Source organism: Geodermatophilus sp. SYSU D00965, from assembly GCF_054050075.1.
The window spans coordinates 25,086-40,138 of the sequence record NZ_JBJGYQ010000016.1 but is presented as its reverse complement, the minus strand read 5'-3'; the positions used below and the strand labels follow the sequence as shown (position 1 = coordinate 40,138).

Here is a 15,053-nt window from a genome sequence, read left to right as displayed (position 1 = left end):
GATCCGGGAGGGGCCCCGTCGCGTCCTCACGCAGCGTGGTGGCCGGGTCCGGGGCGCACCCCGTCTCCGCAGCTCAGGTGGCGACCCACTCCCCCAGCCCGGCCAGCAGCCGGTCGACGTCGGCGTCGTCGTTGTAGGGCGCCAGCCCGACCCGCAGGCCGCCGGTGTCGCCGAGGCCGAGCCGGCGGGAGGCCTCGATCGCGTAGAAGGAGCCGGCCGGGGCGTTGACCCCGCGCGCGGCGAGGAACCGGTAGGCCTCGGCGGCGTCCCGGCCGGTGAAGGTCATCAGCAACGTCGGCGTGCGCCGGGCCGCGCGGGACCAGAGCGTGACACCGGGCAGGTCACGCACGCCGTCCTCGATGCGCTCCCGCAGCCGGTCCTCGTGCTGCTCCACCGCGGCCATCCCCGCCTCGAGCCGGGCGCGCCGGTCGCCCTCGGGGCCGCCGAGCGCCGCGAGGAAGTCGACCGCCGCGGTGGTGCCGGCCAGGAGCTCGTAGGGCAGGGTGCCCAGTTCGAACCGCTCGGGGACGGCGTCGGTGGAGGGCAGCAGCTTGTCCGGGTGCAGCGTCTCCAGCAGGTCGGGGCGGGCGACGACGCACCCGCAGTGCGGGCCGAGGAACTTGTACGGCGAGCAGGCGTAGAGGTCGGCGCCGAGCGCGGCGACGTCCACCGCGGCGTGCGCGGTCAGGTGCACCCCGTCGACGTAGGTGAGTGCCCCGGCCTCGTGGGCGAGGGTGGTGATCGCCGCGACCTCCGGCCGGGTGCCGAGGAGGTTGGACGCACCGGTGACCGCCACCAGCCGGGTGTGGGCGGAGAGGACCGCGGCCACCGCATCGGGGGTCAGCTCGCCGGTGGCCGGGTCGAAGTCGGCCCAGCGGACGGTCGCGCCGCGGGCCTGCGCCACCTGCACCCAGGGCCGGACGTTGGCGTCGTGGTCCAGCCGGGTCACGACCACCTCGTCGCCCGGCCCCCAGCCGGCCGACAGCGTGCGGGAGAGGTCGTAGGTCAGCTGCGTCGTGCTGCGGCCGAACACCACGCCGCCGGGGTCGCCGGCGACCAGGTCGGCGACCGCGCGCCGCGCGGCCAGGACGACGTCGTCGGCGGTGCGCTCGGCCTCGGTCACCCGCCCGCGGTTGGCGATCGGCGAGGTCAGTGTGGCGGCGACCGCCGCGGCCACCGAGTCGGGGACCTGCGAGCCGCCCGGGCCGTCGAAGTGGGCGGTCCCGGCGGCCAGGGCCGGGAAGCGGGCACGGACGGCGTCGACGTCGTAGCGCACCGCGACAGCATGCCCAGGTCCCGCTGCCGGCCGCCCCGCCGGCGGCCGGCACGGTCCGCCGGGTGTGCACGAAACGTGCTCAGAACCGCGCCGAGACCACGCTGCGTGCACACAGCGCGCGGAGGTCAGTGCTCCCCGCCGGGAGGAGCCAGCTCCGCGGCCCGCCGCTCCAGTCGGCGCGGGAGGACCAGCACCAGGGCGAGCATGGCCGCGAAGAACGCGGCGGCCAGCCAGAACCAGGGCGAGCTCACCACCGCCATGACCGCCTCGAGCACCAGGAACACCGAGAAGACGGTCACCGTGAAGCGCCGCCGTCGACGGAGCTCGCCGAGTTGTGTCGTGACCAGCCGGTGGGCCAGGGCCCGCTGCTCGGGATCGGCCGGCACCGGTCCACCGCGCGCCACCCGCCGGGCGCGCCGCAGGTCACCCGCCGACGACGTCCCGACGCTCTCCTGGAACCGGCGGTTCTGCCGGGCCAGCAGCGGGCCCATGACGGCGCCGAACAGCACCCCGGCCAGGACGCCGCCGACGACGGCGACCGGCCAGCTCTCCCCCTGCGTCAGCGCGCCGAACAGCGCCATGGCGACGCCGAAGAAGCCGCCGGTGACGAGGGACAGGACCCACCACGGAGCCCGCAGCAGCCAGTTGCCCACCCGGCCATGCTCGACGCTGCGTCACCATCCGGCGCGGCCGCTCACCCGGTCGGGTGCACGAGGTCAGCCGGCCGACGCGACGACCCGGTCGGGGCGGACGACGACCATCGCGGCCCCGGCCCGGCGCAGCCACCCGGTGAGGATGCCGTCGACGTCGTCCACCCGCACCTCGGCACCGCCCTGGGGCCGTACCGCCAGCCGGCCCGGGGCGAGCAGCCGCAGCCGGGCCGTCCCCGCGCCGAGCACGTCGTCCACCGGGCAGGTGCGTCCGCCGGCACGGACCGGCGCGCGGGGCAGCAGCGTCCCGGCCAGCCGCCGTCCGGCGCGTCCGCGGCGGGCCACCAGCGGGCCGCGGCGCAGCGGCGGGGTGCGGCTGTCGGTGGCGAACGCCGCGACCGCCGGCAGCCGGCCGACCAGCGCTAGCACCCCCCGGCGGACGGCGGAACCCGAGCGCCCTCCCCCGGTCATCAGCCGGCCGACGAGCAGCGCCAGCCGGACCATCGCCCGCGCGTGCGGCTCGCGCTCGGCCTGGTGGGTGTCCAGTAGCGCCTCCCCCGCGGTCCCGGTGAGCACCCCGGCCAGCTTCCAGGCCAGCTGGTGGACGTCGCGCAACCCGAGCCCGAGCCCCTGCCCGATGAACGGCGGGGTGAGGTGCGCGGCGTCGCCGGCCAGCAGCACCCGCCGGTCGCGCCACCGGTCGGCCACCTGCCCGCGGTAGACGTACTCGGCCACGCGCACCACCTCGGCGCCGGCCGCGCCGTACGGGGCCAGCAGCGCCGGGAGCTCGGCGGTGAGCGCCTCGCGGGTCTCCCCCGGCCGCAGCCGGAACTCCCAGCGGTAGCGGTCGCCGGCGACCGGCATGAAGGTGGCCGGTCGGTCCGGGTCGCAGACCTGGTGCACGCCCGGCCAGACCGGCAGCGGCGCGTCGGAGCAGACGTCGGCCACCAGCCAGCGGTCGGGTGGGCCGAGGTCGCGCATCCGGGCGCCGACCAGCCGGCGGACCGTGCTGTTGGCCCCGTCGCAGCCGAGCACCGCGGCGGCGGCCAGCGGCGTGGGCCCCCCGTGCCCGAGGACGGTCAGGACCACCCGGCCGTCGTCCTGGGCCAGCCCGGTGACCTCGGCCCCGACGCGCAGCTCCACGGCGGGGGTCCGCCGGACGGCGGCCAGGAGGACCCGCTCCAGGTCGGGCTGGTGGAACATCGAGCCCTGCGGCCAGCCGTGCGCACCGGCGGCGGCCGAGCGGCGGAACTCCGCGAGCGTGCGCCCGCGCCCGTCGAGCAGCCGCAGTCCGCTCATCGGCCGGCTCAGCGACAGGAACTCCTCGGCGACCCCGGCGTCGGCCAGCGCCCGCAGCGCCTCGTCGTCCAGGTGGACCGCCCGCGGACCCCCGTACGGCGCCGGTCGCCGCTCCAGGACGACCACGTCCAGGCCCCGGCGGGCCAGCAGCAGCGCCGCGGTCAGCCCCACCGGCCCGGCGCCGACGACGACGACCGGGTCCAGCGACACGGCGCAACTCTCCCAGCCTGCGGAAGCGGGGGTAGCGAGAACGTTGCAGCTCCCTTCCCATGGGTGTGACGCGCGCCATAACGTCCGAGCACGGTCATGCGCTCGAGCATGCAGGCGGCCCTCAGCGCTGAGGGCGACGAGGAGGTCACACGTGCCCGTGAACACCCGTGGAGCGATCATGCGCTCCGCTCCCGGCCAGTGGGAGGTCGTCGAGCTGCAGGCGGACGACCCGCGAACCGGCGAACTCCAGGTCAAGGTGGCGGCCTCCGGCCTCTGCCACTCCGACGACCACATCGCCACCGGCGACATGGCGGTCGGTCACTACCCGATGCTGGGCGGCCACGAGGGTGCGGGCGTCGTGACGGCGGTCGGCCCGAACACGCCGGGCTTCAAGGAGGGCGACCACGTCGTCTTCTCGTTCCTGCCCGGGTGCGGCCGCTGCCGCTACTGCGCGAACGGCCAGCAGTACATCTGCGACTCCGGCGCCAACCTGCTCGTCGGCTCGCGCTGGGACGACGCGGAGAGCTTCCGCTTCCAGACCTCCGACGGCACGTCGGTCGGCCAGATGTGCGGCCTGGGCACCTTCGCCGAGGTGACCACCGTCGACGTCCGCTCGACGGTGAAGATCCCCGACGACATCCCGCTGGAGGTGGCCTGCCTCGTCGGCTGCGGTGTCGGTACCGGCTGGGGCACCGCGGTGCAGGCCGGCGAGGTGCGCGCCGGCGACACGGTGATCGTCATGGGCATCGGCGGCATCGGCATCAACGCCGTCCAGGGTGCGGCGCACGCCGGGGCCAGCCACGTGATCGCCGTCGACCCGATCCCGTTCAAGCGCGAGAAGGCGCAGGAGCTCGGCGCCACCCACGCCTTCGCGAGCATCGAGGAGGCCGCCGACTTCGGCCGCAGCGTCACCAACGGGCAGGGCGCGGACAAGGCGCTGGTCACCGTCGGGGTGCTGAAGGGCGAGCACGTCGCCCAGGCGTTCGAGGCGATCGGCAAGGGCGGTCGGGTCGTCATCACCGGCCTCGGCGACCTCACCGACAAGGGCATCCCGATCAACCCCAGCATGTTCGCGCTGTTCACCAAGGAGATCCGCGGCGCGCTGTTCGGCGACCAGAACCCCAGCTCCGACATGCTGAAGATGCTGCGGCTCTACCAGGAGGGGAAGCTCAAGCTCGACGAGCTGATCACCACCCGCTACAAGCTCGACGAGATCAACCAGGGCTACGAGGACATGCACGCCGGCAAGAACATCCGCGGCGTGATCATCCACGACTGAAGAAGGACCCCGTCCTCCCCACCCTTCGCAGGCTCAGGGTGGGACCCGGGACGGGGCCGTCAGCCGGCCGGGGCGCTCCCTGCGGGGGCGCCCCGGTCGCACGTCCACGCCACGTCGCACGTCCACGCCAAGAGGAGCACTCCCGTGAGCACCGCCACCGCCGCCCGGCGGCTCGACGTGACCGGCATGGTCCGGGTCGCCCGCGAGCGGGTGGTCGCCCGCATCCGTGAGGCCGAGGTCGTCGCGGCGGCCCTGTCGGCCGGCCGCAACGTCCTGCTGGAGGGCCCGCCCGGCACCGGCAAGACGACGCTGCTGCGCTCGCTCGCCGACGGCGCCGGGGTGCCGCTGGTGCTGGTCGAGGGCAACGCCGAGCTGACCCCGACCCGGCTGGTGGGCCACCACGACGCCTCCCGGGTGCTGACCGAGGACTACCGCGCCGAGAACTTCGTGCCCGGCCCGCTCACCCGGGCCATGACCGACGGCGCGATCCTCTACGTGGAGGAGTTCAACCGGGTGCCCGAGGAGACGATGAACGTCCTCCTCGGGGTGCTCTCCGAGCGCGAGATGCACGTGCCCCGGTTCGGCCGGGTCACCGCCCGCCCCACGTTCCGGCTGGTCGCGGCGATGAACCCGTTCGACGCGGTGGGGACCGCCCGGGTCACGCCGGCGCTCTACGACCGCTCCTGCCGGGTGGCGATGGGCTACCAGGACGAGGAGGCCGAGCTCGCCGTCGTCGCCGCGGCCACCGGTGGGCCGGACGAGCTGGTGGCCCGGGCGGTGCGCACCGTGCGGATCACCCGCGACCACCCCGAGCTGCGCATCGGGTCCTCGGTCCGCGGCGCCATCGACACCGTGCTCATCGCGCTGGAGCTGGCCACCGTCCGCGGGCACGAGGGCGTCGAGGACGGCACCGGGCTGGACGCCGCACTGGCCGCCCTGACCGGCAAGGTCACCCTCGCCGACGGCACCGCGCGCCCGGTGGAGGACGTCGTCGCCGACATCTGGCGCCGGGCGGGTGAGGAGCTGGGAAAAGCCTGACGCCCGAGGAGCCGGGCGAGCAGACGGAGGAGGCGGGCGGGCCCGACGGGGAGCCCGACGCGCCGGCCGAGCCGCTCCCACCGCCACCGGGGGCCGGCGGGCTGCGCGAGCCCCCGGGACGCCGTCCCCCGCAGCCGGCGCCGGTGGAGGACGCCGAGGACGTCGAGCAGCTCCTCAAGCAGCACCAGGCCCGCCGCGCCGGCCGCGACGAGCTGGCCCGGTCCCACCCGGAGTTCCAGCAGGTCTCCCCGCAGCTGGGCGAGCTCGACGAGGAGGCGATGGCCGAGCTCACCGCGCGCGACCCCGACGCGGCCAACCGGCTGCTGACGGCCATGGGGCGGGCGTTCGACCCGGCGCTGCGCGCGGCCGCGCGGGCGCTGGCCTGCCGGCTGCCGGTGGGGACGCCGCGCGCCGGCGTCCCCGACCGCCCCGGCACCCGCCGGGTGGTCACCCGCCGCGACGAGACCGGCAGCGACATCGACCTGGACGCCACCCTCGCCGCCCGCGGCGCCGAGCCGCACTGGCGGGCCGAGCACCTGCACACGCGGGGCTGGCGCTCCACCGGCCGGGCGTGCGTGCTGCTCGTGGACGCCTCCGGCTCGGTGGCCGGCGACGAGCTGGCCGTCGCCGTCCTCACCGCCTCGGCGCTGGCCCAGCGGATGCGAGCCGGTGACGAGCTGGGCGTGGTCGCGTTCTGGTCGCAGGCGGTCGTGCTGCGGCCGCTGTCCACCGACCCGCGCACCGACACCGTCATCGACCGGCTGTTCGACCTCGACGGCGGCGGCACGACCGACCTCGACCTGGGCCTGCGCACCGCGGCCGCCCAGCTGGCCCGCTCCCGCGCCGCCGCCCGCGACGTGCTGCTGCTCTCCGACGGGATGCCGACCGACAGCCCCGACCCCCTCCCGGCCGCGGCGGCGCTGGCCCGCGCCGGGGCGCACCTGCACGTGCTCTCCCTGTCGGAGGAGCCCGAGTCGGTGGCCCACTGCGCCGCCCTGGCCGCCGCCGGTGACGGCCGGGTCGCGCCGCTGCTCAGGCCGACGCAGGCCCCGGCCGCGGTGCGGACCCTCCTGGGCTGAGCGGAGTGAGAGGGGCGCGTTCTCCGCGCCGTGGCACTCCGCTGACCGGCCGGACGGCGTCGCCCGCGCGGGCCGGGTCCAGCGGGACGGCGGAGGTCAGGACGGCGGCCCCGAGCCGCACCACGCCGTCGGACAGCGCCGCACAGCGCACCCCGCCGCGGCCCCGCAGCCCGCGGTGGGCCCCCGGCGCGAGGACGACGTCCATCCAGGCGCACGGGTTGGCCGGCCGCCCGCCCCGCAGCCGCACCGGGCCGGCGCCGGTGTCGAGGGCGAACTCCTGCCCGCGCAGCGCCTCCACCTCCGCGCCCCGCAGGACGACGGTGCGCCGGGTCAGCAGCGGGTCGAACGGCGGCACGCCGAGCTCGGCGGCCAGCGCCTCCAGCGCCTCGACGGCGATCACGGTGAGCTGGGCGTCGCGGTGCGCGGGCCGGCCGGCGTAGCGGTCGCCGACCACACCGATCCCGGCGCGCACCTCGATCGACCCGCGCCGGTCGCCGTCCTGGTCGGGGACCTCGGCACCCGGCCGCCCGCCGTAGCGGTGCACCGGCGAGGCGAGCAGGCCGACGACCTCGACGTCGTACTCGTACGGCAGGGCGCTCAGAGGATCGGCCCGGCGCCCGGCGGCGGGGTCGGCTCCGCCTCGTCGGCCAGCCCGTACGCGCGGGCCTCGGCGGCGTCGAGCAGCTTGCCGGCACGCATGTCGGCGGCGACCTCCTCGACCGGGCGCCCGCAGGCGTCGGCGACCCGCTCCTGCAGCCGGTGCAGCTGGCGGGCGTACTCGGCGGCCCACGCCTCGACGTCGGACCCGGGCAGGCCGCGCGGCGCCCGCGGCTCGGCCAGGTGGACCATCGCGTGCCGGCCGACCAGCCGGCGGTCGGCCACGGCCAGCACGGCGACCGCGGGCCCGGTCAGGGTGCCCAGGCAGGTGGCGTGCACGGGGGCGCCCACGAGGTCGAGGGCGTCGACCAGGGTCAGGGCGCCGTCCAGGTCCGCGCCGACCCCGGACAGCTGCAGCCGGACCGGTCCGTCACCGGTCGCGTCGAGCAGCGCCAGCTCGGCGACGGCCTGGTTGACCGCCTCGGCGTCCAGGTGCCCACCGAGGGCCACCACCCGCCGCTCGATCAGCCGCTCGGCCAGCCAGTCCCGCCCGCCGACGACCAGGGAGGCCGACGCCGACACCGGCCCGGGCGCGGCCGGACGGGGCTCGGGGTGCCACGGGTCGTGCCGCGGGCGCGGCGGCTCCGGCGGCTGCGGGGGCAGGGGCGGGAAGGTGTTCCTGGGCACGGTCATGGGGACTCCTCCGACGGTCGGACCTGCCAGTCGACGGTGCGGCCCAGCGCGGCCGCGTAGCGCTCCAGCGTGGACAGCCGCGCGTCGAGCTCACCGCTCTCCAGCCGGGCGACCGCGGACTGCGAGGTCCCCATGCGCGCGGCGAGCTCGGTCTGGCTCAGCTCGCTCTCCTGGCGGAGCCGGACGAGCTCCTCGATGAGGCCGCGCCGGCGGTCCGCGAGCCCCTCGAGGCCCGGGAAGCGGCTGCGGCGCTGCGGCGGCATAGCACCAACGGTATATCTCTTCCGCTATACCGGGAAGCGTCGCCCCGCCTCTCGCCCCGTTGATCATGGGCTTGTTGCCGGTCGCCGCGGCGTGGCGGCGCGTGTCGCCTGCAACAAGCCCATGATCAACGCCGGGCTGGGGTCGGGCCCGGGAACGGCCGGCCCTCAGCGCTCGGCGGTCCGGTGGATGGGGCCCTCGATGCCGGTCAGCCGCTCCCCCGAACCGCCCCAGCGCCCCGCGATGATCTCCGCCGCGATCGAGATGGCGGTCTCCTCGGGGGTGCGGGCGCCCAGGTCCAGGCCGATCGGCGAGGAGAGCCGCGCCAGCTCCTCCTTGGCCAGGCCGGCGTCGGCCAGCCGCGCGAGCCGCTCCTCGTGCGTCCGCCGCGACCCCATGGCGCCGACGTAGGCCACCGGCAGCCGCAGCGCGACCTCCAGCAGCGGGACGTCGAACTTCGGGTCGTGGGTGAGCACGCACAGCACGGTGCGCTCGTCGATGCGCCCGGCGTCCACCTCGGCCTGCAGGTACCGGTGCGGCCACTCCACGACCACCTCGTGGGCGTCCGGGAAGCGCTTGGGCGTCGCGAACACCGGGCGGGCGTCGCAGACGGTGACCCGGTAGCCGAGGAACGCGCCGACCCGGGCGACCGCCGCGGCGAAGTCGATCGCGCCGAACACCACCATGCGGGCCGGCGGGGCGAAGGAGTTGACGAACAGCGTGAGGTCGTCGCCCCGGCGCTCGCCGTCGTGCCCGAAGTGCATCTGCCCGGTGCGGCCGGCGGCGAGCATCCCGCGGGCGTCGGCGGCGACGGCGTCGTCCAGCCGCTGCAGGCCCAGCGTGCCCGAGCTGCGGTCGGGCCAGATGACCAGCCGCTTCCCCACGCGATCCTCGGGGCCGGCGACGCAGGTGACCACGGCGACCGGTTCGTGCCGGTCGACCGACTCCTTGATCTCGCCCAGCTCGGGGAAGGACTCGCGGGAGACCCGCTCGACGAACACGTCGAGGATCCCGCCGCAGGTCAGCCCGACGGCGAAGGCGTCGTCGTCGCTGACGCCGTACCGCTCGAGGGTCGGGACGCCGTTCTCGGCGACGTCCTTGGCCTCCTCGTAGACCGCGCCCTCGACGCAGCCGCCGGAGACGCTGCCCACGGCGGTGCCGTCGGGGCCGACGAGCATCGAGGCACCGGCCGGGCGCGGCGCCGACCGCCAGGTGGCGACCACCGTCCCCATCCCGACGGTCTCGCCCGCCTGCCACCAGCCGACCAGGTCGTCGAGCACGTCACGCATCGCTGCCTCTTCTCCCAGCGGAGTGTGGAAGTGCAGGAAACCCGCACCGTGGTACTCCGCTCAACACCTCAGGCACGGGAGATCACTCCCGCGAGCTCCTCGAACGCCGCCATGCTGTGCCCGGCCACGAAGGCGTCGACGAACGGCAGGGCGGCCTGCATCCCGGCGGTGAGCGGCTCGTAGCCCTCCCGGCCCTTGTGCGGGTTGACCCACACGACCGCGTGCGCCAGCCGGTGCAGCCGGGCCATCTGCTCGGCGAGCACGTCGGTGCCGCCGCGCTCCCACCCGTCGCTGCACAGGACGACGACCGCGCCGCGGGCCGTGCCGCGCTGCCCCCACCGGTCCAGGAACGCCTTGAGCACCTCGCCCAGCCGGGTGCCCCCGGACCAGTCGGGGATGGCGGTGCCGCTGGCCGCCAGCGCCTTGTCGGGGTCGCGCAGCCGCAACTCGCGGGTGACGCGGGTGAGCCGGGTGCCGATGGTGAACACCTCGGTGGCGGCGGGGTGCGCGCGCACCGCGGCGTGGGCGAACCGCAGGAGGGCGTCGGCGTAGGGGCTCATCGACCCCGACACGTCGACGAGCAGGACGACGCGGCGCGGTCGCGGCCGGGCCCGGCGGTGCAGCAGCCGGGTGACCTCACCGCCGTCGTGCAGCGCCCGGCGCACCGTGCGGGAGGCGTGCACCGCGCCGTGCGCGCTCGGCCGGCGGCGGCGGGAGGCCCGCATCGGGGAGGCAGGGACCAGCAGCGCGAACAGCCGGCGCAGGTGCTCGCGCTCGGCCACGGTCATCTCGGCGACGTCCCGGTGTCGCAGCACCTCGTCGGCGCTGGCCCGCCCGGCCAGCTCCGGCGGCTGCTCGCCCTCCTCGCCCGCGCCGGTGCCGGCCTCCAGCGGCGCGGTGGTGGCCAGCACCCGCTCCGGCTGCGCCGCCGAGCGGGTCGGCCGCGGCGCCTCGCCGCCGAAGAAGGCGGCGAAGGCGGCGTCGTAGCGGTCCAGGTCGTCGGGGCCGGCGCACAGGGTCAGCCGTCCCGCCCAGTAGACGTCGGTGGCGTCGAGGACGTCGAGCGCGCCGACCGCGGCCAGCATCGCCTCCACCCGGTCCGGACTGGCGGCCACCCCGGCGTGGCGGAGGGTGCGCGCGAAGCCCAGCACCGTGTCGACGACGTCCCGCCGGCGGGACGAGGAGGCGGCCTCGCCCAGGGGCCCGCCCCGAGCGTGCGAGAGACGAGGTCCTCTCTCAGCCACCGAAGAGCGCCCCCCGGGCCAGGGCGTGCACCCGGTCGGTGTCCTCGCGGTACTTGAGCACCGCGCCCAGCGTGCGCGCGGCGACGTCCGGGTCGAGGTCGCGGGCGCCCAGGGTGTGCAGCGCGGTCGCCCAGTCCATCGCCTCCGCGACGCCGGGCGGCTTGAGCAGGTCGAGGGTGCGCAGCTTCGCCGTCGCGCGGGCCACCTCGCGGGCCAGCTGCTCGGTCACCTGCGGCAGCCGGGTGCGCAGGATGGCGACCTCGCGGTCGAAGTCGGGGTGCTGCAGCCAGTGGTAGAGGCAGCGCCGCTTGAGCGCGTCGTGCACCTCGCGGGTGCGGTTGGACGTGAGCACCACCAGCGGCGGCGTGACCGCCCGGATGGTGCCCAGCTCCGGGATGGAGATGGTGAAGTCGGAGAGGACCTCGAGCAGGAACGCCTCGAACTCGTCGTCCGCGCGGTCGACCTCGTCGACCAGCAGCACGCTCGGGGAGTCCTCCAGCGCCTGGAGCAGCGGGCGGGCGAGCAGGAACCGGCGGTCGTAGAGGGAGGCCTCGAGGGTCTCGGTGTCGCCGGTCGCGTGCGCGGCCTCCGCGGCGCGCAGGTGCAGCAGCTGCCGGCCGAAGTCCCAGTCGTAGAGCGCCTGGCTGGCCTCCAGGCCCTCGTAGCACTGCAGCCGGTACAGCGGCCGGCCGGTCACCTGCGCCAGCGCCTGGGCCAGCGCGGTCTTCCCGACGCCGGCCTCGCCCTCGAGGAACAGCGGGCGGTGCATGGTCAGGGCCAGGTAGGCCGCGGTGGCCAGCCCCTCGTCGGGGAGGTAGCCGGTGCCCTCGAGGGCAGCGGCCAGCTCGTCCGGCCCGGCGAAGCCGCCGTCCGAGGCCGACACCGGTTCCAGCGTGGTCTCACTCACGGTCCGAGCATCCCACCTGCCGTGTCCCGGCGCGGTCCCCGGCGGGGCAGGGCCCCTGCACGCGACGGCGCCCGCACGGACGAGCCGAGCGGGCGCCGTTGCAGAGCGGTCGGGTCAGCCGATCCGGCCGTCCCGGTCGCGGTCCAGGGCGTCCTTGGCCTTCTGCTTGAGGCTGCGGTCGTCCCGGCCGGCCGCGTCGCCGCGCAGGCCGGTGCCCTGCGCGTCGTCGACGTCGATCTGCTCCTTGCGGACGTCGGCGGAGACCGTCTCGGTGTCGGTGACCGTCTCCTTGTCCAGGCGCACGCGCTCGACCGGCACGGCCTCCTTCTCCACCACCGGGCGCTCGGCGTGGAGGGTCACCTCGTGCTCCTCCTCGCTGATGGCGGGGCCGTCCAGCGCGTTGCCGACGTTGGCGTCGGTGATCGGCTCGCGCTCGACCCGGACCTCCTCGCGGGAGACCGGCACCGTCTCGGTCTGGTTCTCGGTGACGACGTACTTGCGCAGCCGGGCGCGGCCGACCTCCTCGCTGCGGGTGCCGACGTTGAGCTGCTCCTCCGAGCGGGTCATGGCGTTGTCCGTCGTCGGGCCGGAGGTGTCGTGGCCGACCGCGGCGCGGGTGTCGGTGTGCCGCCCGGTGCCGGCGTCCGCGCCGGTCAGATCGCGGTCGCGGTCGGTCAGACCACCGCGGTCACGGTCGGTCAGGTCGCGGTCGGCGATGCCCTGGCCGGCCATCCCGGTGGTCGCCATGCCGGTGGTCGACTCCGTGCCGGTCCTCGTGCCCGCCGTCCCGGCCTGGTCGGCGCGGCCGACGGTCGTGTCGGTGCGGCCCACGTTCCCCGAGCCGAAGTCCATGCCGTAGTAGCGGTAGAGCTCCTGCTCCTCCTGCGGCGACAGGTGGCCCTCGGTGTCGATCTTCGGCGCGTCCTTCACCGCGCTCTTGCTGACCGGTACCCGGAGGCCGTCGTCGGTGAGGTCGGCCTGCCGGATCGGGACGAAGGACTCCTTGGTGCCGAACAGGCCGGTGCGGACGGTGACCCACTCCGGCTGACCGGTCTCGTCGTCGAGGTAGACCTCCGAGGCCGAGCCGATCTTGTCCCCCGACTGGTCGTAGACGTCCTTGCCGATCACGCGGCTGATGGCGTCGGTTCCGATCATCGTCGTTGTCGCTCCCAACTGAGCTGGTGACACGGTCGCGAGAGGGGTGACCGGGAGTGAGGTCACGAAACGGACACGCGCTCGACGACACGCCCGGGCGGGCCGGTCCCCGGCTCCCGCCGACGACGATCTCGGGACCCGGCGGTGCGCGTTCGCGCAGGTCCACGAGGGCGCCTCCGGCGTGCAACCGGTGTTTCGGTACCAGCCGGACCGGCTGGGCACGGAGGGTCACGAATCCTCGGCCGGGCGTGTCGTCTCGCCCCGCCTCCCGGCGCGTCGCCACCGCCGACCGGCCCCCCGCTGCTCATCCTGGAGGGCGTGCCTCCCCGCTCGCCGTACGACGACCTGGTCCACCCGCGCACCGTCAAGAAGCCCGCCCCGCAGGTCGAGGCCGAGCGGGACCTCGTCGTCGAGGACCCGAGCTCGGGGTTCGTGGGCGCGGTCGTGCGCTGCGAGAAGGACGTCGTCCACCTGGAGGACCGGTTCGGCAAGGTCCGCGCCTACCCGCTGGGGCCCGGGTTCTGGGTCGACGGCCGGCCGGTCGTGCTGGTGCGGCCCAAGCCCGCGGCGCCGGTGACCCCGACCCGCAGCGCGTCGGGGTCGACCTACGTCGCCGGGGCGCGGGCCCGGGTCGCCCGCGAGGGCCGCATCTACGTCGAGGGCAAGCACGACGCCGAGCTGGTCGAGAAGGTCTGGGGCCACGACCTGCGCATCGAGGGCGTCGTCGTGGAACCGCTGCACGGCGTGGACGACCTGCCGGCGATCGTCCGGGAGTTCCGCCCGGCGTCGGGGCGACGGCTGGGCGTGCTGGTCGACCACCTGGTGAAGGGCTCCAAGGAGTCCCGGATCGCCGACCAGGTGACCGGCGAGCACGCGCTCGTCGTCGGGCACCCGTTCATCGACATCTGGCAGGCGGTCAAGCCCCAGGTGGTCGGCATCCGCGCCTGGCCGACGGTGCCCAAGGGCGAGTCGTGGAAGGAGGGGGTCTGCCGCCGGCTGGGCTGGGAGGACGACACCGGCTACGTCTGGGCGCAGCGGATCCTCGCCCGTGTCCGCACCTGGACCGACCTGGAGCCGGCCCTGATCGGCCGGGTCGAGGAGCTCATCGACTTCGTCACCACCGACTGACCCCCTTGTCCCGGCCGGGCCGGGATGTCATTGTCCCAATCACTTGATTCATTGAGTGACATGGGGGCGCCGTGAGCCTGGTCCTGCTGCTACCGGTCGTCGCCGCGATGGCGGCCCTCGTCGTTCCCGGCGTCCTGCGGAGGACCCCGCCCAGCCGGGAACGGGCCGTGGCCGCTGCCCGGCAGCACGCCGGACTGGGCTCCGCGGCCGCCCTCGTCGCCGGGGCAGCCGGGGCGCTGGGGGTGGGCACCACCCGGCTGGACGACGGCGGCCCCGGCAGCCTGGGCGTCACCGCGCTGCTCGTGCCGATCACGTTCGGCGTCCTGCACACGGTCGTCCTCGGCCTGGCCGAGCTGGCCTGGCCGCGGCCGGAGGGCACGGTGCGCCGGGCCCGGCTGCAGCGCCGGGGGCTGCTGGACGCCGCGCCGCGCTGGCTGGTGCGGACGACGGTCGTCGCCGCCGTGGCCGCCGCCGCCACGATCGCGCTGGGTGCCGCGCTGGCCGCTCCCGACGGCCGCAGCATCCTGGTCGAGGCCCCGCCGGTCCGGTCGACCGCGAGCCCCTTCCCCGGCCTCTTGTACGGCCGCCCGGCAATGCTCGGGCTGCTCCTGCTCGCGGCCCTCACCGCGGGAGCGCTGTGGATCGTCGCCACCCGGCCGGCGGTGGCGACCGAGGACGAGCGCGTGGAGGCCGCGCTGCGGCGGGCCTCGGTGCACCGGGTGCTGCGCGGGGCCGCCGCGGCGACGCTCGTGGTCACCGGTGGCCTGCTCGGTGCCGCCGGCAGCGCGCTGTGGAGCGTGTCCACCTCGACCGGGCAGCAGGTGCTCGGCGCCGTCGGGGTCGGCGTGGGGGGCTGCGGGTTCGCCGCGCTGCTGGCGGGGGTGGCCGTGGCCTGCGTCCGCGCGCCCGGGGTGCCCGCCGGCGAGCCCGCCGTCCAGGCCTGACGGC

15 protein-coding genes are annotated in these 15,053 nt (G+C 76.1%); 5 read left to right on the top strand and 10 right to left on the bottom strand.

Features of this window, described 5'->3' with window-relative positions; translation table 11 throughout:
* Positions 1-73 precede the first annotated feature (73 nt).
* From ACI789_RS15980 to ACI789_RS15970, 3 genes are all read right to left on the bottom strand, one after another.
* Complete coding sequence (locus ACI789_RS15980) at positions 74-1,276, bottom strand: cysteine desulfurase-like protein (protein ID WP_457010355.1); 1,203 nt, start codon at positions 1,274-1,276, stop codon at positions 74-76.
* A 125-nt stretch (positions 1,277-1,401) separates the two neighbouring features.
* Entirely contained in the window at positions 1,402-1,929 is a 528-nt protein-coding gene (locus tag ACI789_RS15975; protein WP_457010354.1) for a hypothetical protein, read from the bottom strand.
* 63 nt (positions 1,930-1,992) lie between these two features.
* On the bottom strand, positions 1,993-3,435 hold the full coding sequence (locus tag ACI789_RS15970) for a bifunctional 3-(3-hydroxy-phenyl)propionate/3-hydroxycinnamic acid hydroxylase (RefSeq protein ID WP_457010353.1): 1,443 nt from the start codon (positions 3,433-3,435) through the stop codon (positions 1,993-1,995).
* A gap of 151 nt (positions 3,436-3,586) precedes the next feature.
* Between ACI789_RS15970 and ACI789_RS15965 the strand changes: the two genes are divergently transcribed.
* The 3 genes from ACI789_RS15965 (at position 3,587) to ACI789_RS15955 (ending at position 6,831) form a co-directional block, all read left to right on the top strand.
* Positions 3,587-4,714, top strand: a complete 1,128-nt coding sequence (locus ACI789_RS15965) for an NDMA-dependent alcohol dehydrogenase (protein ID WP_457010352.1) — start codon at positions 3,587-3,589, stop codon at positions 4,712-4,714.
* 144 nt (positions 4,715-4,858) lie between these two features.
* Entirely contained in the window at positions 4,859-5,752 is an 894-nt protein-coding gene (locus ACI789_RS15960; protein ID WP_456920669.1) for an AAA family ATPase, read from the top strand.
* 143 nt (positions 5,753-5,895) lie between these two features.
* Positions 5,896-6,831 (top strand): vWA domain-containing protein, encoded by a 936-nt coding sequence (locus ACI789_RS15955; protein WP_457010351.1) that lies wholly within the window; start codon positions 5,896-5,898, stop codon positions 6,829-6,831.
* On the opposite strand, the gene ACI789_RS15950 is transcribed toward ACI789_RS15955, so the two are convergent.
* The 7 genes from ACI789_RS15950 to ACI789_RS15920 form a co-directional block, all read right to left on the bottom strand.
* Positions 6,785-7,375: an MOSC domain-containing protein gene (locus tag ACI789_RS15950; RefSeq protein ID WP_457010350.1), complete on the bottom strand. Its 591-nt coding sequence runs from the start codon at positions 7,373-7,375 to the stop codon at positions 6,785-6,787. The genes ACI789_RS15955 and ACI789_RS15950 overlap by 47 nt on opposite strands.
* Before the next feature lie 53 nt (positions 7,376-7,428).
* Positions 7,429-8,121 carry an ATP-dependent Clp protease proteolytic subunit gene (locus ACI789_RS15945; protein ID WP_457010349.1) on the bottom strand — a complete coding sequence of 231 codons (693 nt, stop codon included), beginning with the start codon at positions 8,119-8,121 and terminating at the stop codon, positions 7,429-7,431.
* Positions 8,118-8,384, bottom strand: coding sequence for a helix-turn-helix domain-containing protein (locus ACI789_RS15940; protein ID WP_456920673.1), 267 nt, complete (start codon positions 8,382-8,384; stop codon positions 8,118-8,120). Before ACI789_RS15940 ends, ACI789_RS15945 begins: the two co-directional genes overlap by 4 nt.
* A gap of 165 nt (positions 8,385-8,549) precedes the next feature.
* Complete coding sequence (locus ACI789_RS15935) at positions 8,550-9,671, bottom strand: XdhC family protein (RefSeq protein WP_457010348.1); 1,122 nt, start codon at positions 9,669-9,671, stop codon at positions 8,550-8,552.
* A 68-nt stretch (positions 9,672-9,739) separates the two neighbouring features.
* Positions 9,740-10,786 carry a vWA domain-containing protein gene (locus ACI789_RS15930; RefSeq protein ID WP_456920675.1) on the bottom strand — a complete coding sequence of 349 codons (1,047 nt, stop codon included), beginning with the start codon at positions 10,784-10,786 and terminating at the stop codon, positions 9,740-9,742.
* A gap of 121 nt (positions 10,787-10,907) precedes the next feature.
* Positions 10,908-11,822 (bottom strand): AAA family ATPase, encoded by a 915-nt coding sequence (locus ACI789_RS15925; RefSeq protein ID WP_456920676.1) that lies wholly within the window; start codon positions 11,820-11,822, stop codon positions 10,908-10,910.
* A gap of 114 nt (positions 11,823-11,936) precedes the next feature.
* Positions 11,937-12,977: a DUF2382 domain-containing protein gene (locus tag ACI789_RS15920; protein WP_457010347.1), complete on the bottom strand. Its 1,041-nt coding sequence runs from the start codon at positions 12,975-12,977 to the stop codon at positions 11,937-11,939.
* A gap of 318 nt (positions 12,978-13,295) precedes the next feature.
* Here ACI789_RS15920 and ACI789_RS15915 point away from each other — a divergent pair, with 318 nt between their 5' ends.
* Positions 13,296-14,105, top strand: coding sequence for a DUF3097 domain-containing protein (locus ACI789_RS15915; RefSeq protein ID WP_457010346.1), 810 nt, complete (start codon positions 13,296-13,298; stop codon positions 14,103-14,105).
* A 71-nt stretch (positions 14,106-14,176) separates the two neighbouring features.
* Positions 14,177-15,049 (top strand): hypothetical protein, encoded by an 873-nt coding sequence (locus ACI789_RS15910; protein WP_457010345.1) that lies wholly within the window; start codon positions 14,177-14,179, stop codon positions 15,047-15,049.
* Positions 15,050-15,053 lie beyond the last annotated feature (4 nt).